This window comes from Kitasatospora sp. NPDC002227 (assembly GCF_040296285.1).
Classification (GTDB): Bacteria; Actinomycetota; Actinomycetes; order Streptomycetales; family Streptomycetaceae; genus Kitasatospora.
This window is the reverse complement of the sequence record NZ_JBEOWY010000126.1, coordinates 1-1,510: the sequence shown is the minus strand read 5'-3', so window position 1 is coordinate 1,510 and position 1,510 is coordinate 1. Positions and strand designations below refer to the sequence as shown.

The window sequence follows — 1,510 nt, the reverse complement described above, 5'->3', positions numbered from 1 at the left end:
GCGACAGCCGGGCCACCGGCCTGCCCGTCACCCGTCTGACAAACCGAAACGGCCCGCCGGACAAGCCGACGGACCGTCACGAAAGATCGAGGCTAAGGTGGCGCGGACACCGAGTTCCCAGAGCACCGCAGCAGGAGGGCCACCGTGACGAAGATCGAGCACGCCGACGCATCCGTCGTCACCCTGTGGCGCCCGACAGGGCCACAGGAGTTGGCCCTCGTGCAAGCCTCCGGATGGCGTGGGTGGCCGCCAAGGCTGCCCGAGCAGCCGATCTTCTACCCCGTCCTCAACGAGGACTACGCGATCCGCATCGCCCGCGACTGGAACATGCCCGCCAGCGGTGTCGGCTACGTGACGCGTTTCCAGGTCGACGCGGACTTCGTCGCCCGCTACCCCGTCCAGCAGGCGGGCGGCAAGACGATCCTCGAGCTGTGGGTACCGGCCGAGGAACTGGAGGAGTTCAACCGGCACATCGTCGGCGAGATCGAGGTCGTCCACGAGTTCCGGGCCGCGGGCGTGTCGAAGGAGGCGGGGCGGTGACCGTCTTCGTCTGCCGCGCCTGCGGAATGCCCCTGACCGGGCCGCTGCAGCCTCTCGATGAGCTACCCGAGCAGTGCTACATCGACCAGGACCCGGGCGACAAGTCGGGGGTCACGATGGCCCGCGGCACCTACGCCGTCGATCCCGACCCCTTCGGCGCCCCGTACGTCGCCCCAACCAACCCCGCGCCCGACGCCCCAGCGAACGTCCGCGTTCCCGGCGGGCCGATCGGCACGTTCGTGCTCCACCCCGAGGACGCGACCGGCCTGCTCCCGCACCCGGATCGGGTCCGCAGCACCGGCTGCTGCGGACCCGACGGGATGAGCGGCCACAACCGCGTCTGCAGTTGCGGCACGGAGGTAGCCACCCTGGTCGCCGACTGCTGGACCTACCAGGAGCTCCGGCTCGACCCCGAGCGCGTCCGGACCGAGACGTAGACCGACCCTCGCGACGCCTCAGTACCGCCGTCGGGATCTCGGTGTGCTCGGCCGGTAGGCGTCCTTGACGATCTCCGCGAGGTCCTCCTTGCTGAACATCGGTGACTGACCTGCCGAGGCACCCTCTGTTAATACCGGGGTGAAGTAGGGTCTGGCTCAGGTTGTGTGGCCTGGATACTGAGCACGGGGAACCGACTGACTGCAGATCAGTCCGTCCTGGTCTGGCCCTGGCCGAGCAGCAGCATCTCAGCCGCGGCGAGCAGCTCCTCGCCCCCGGCCGGATCGCCCTGGAGCAACTGGGCCTGCTCAACCAGGGCGGCGAGCAGTACCCTCATTCCTCGCTCACCTTCCTCGAACCTCGCTGTCCAGGCATCCACCAGTTCGACCTGGTGCGGTGTAGCGTTGTCGCGCGTCAGACTTTGTGGCAGGGCTCGTTTCTTGCGGGTCCTGCTGCTTGAAGGAGTCTGATCGATCATGGTGAGGCCACCGGCACTGCCGCCGGAGGAGAAGGTCCGGATCGTGCTGTCGATCCT

Annotated in this window: 3 protein-coding genes; 2 read left to right on the top strand and 1 reads right to left on the bottom strand. The window is 68.2% G+C overall.

Annotation, left to right across the window (positions count from 1 at the left end; translation table 11 throughout):
- Window positions 1–144 precede the first annotated feature (144 nt).
- Together ABT095_RS38760 and ABT095_RS38755 are read left to right on the top strand one after the other, a co-directional pair.
- Entirely contained in the window at window positions 145–540 is a 396-nt protein-coding gene (locus ABT095_RS38760) for a hypothetical protein (RefSeq protein WP_350534338.1), read from the top strand.
- The gene (locus ABT095_RS38755; RefSeq protein ID WP_350534337.1) at window positions 537–977 is read left to right on the top strand and encodes a hypothetical protein; all 441 of its coding nucleotides are present in this window, start codon (window positions 537–539) and stop codon (window positions 975–977) included. Before ABT095_RS38760 ends, ABT095_RS38755 begins: the two co-directional genes overlap by 4 nt.
- Before the next feature lie 206 nt (window positions 978–1,183).
- On the opposite strand, the gene ABT095_RS38750 is transcribed toward ABT095_RS38755, so the two are convergent.
- Window positions 1,184–1,510 (bottom strand): hypothetical protein (locus ABT095_RS38750; protein ID WP_350534336.1); only part of this gene is annotated, 327 nt, incomplete at its 5' end.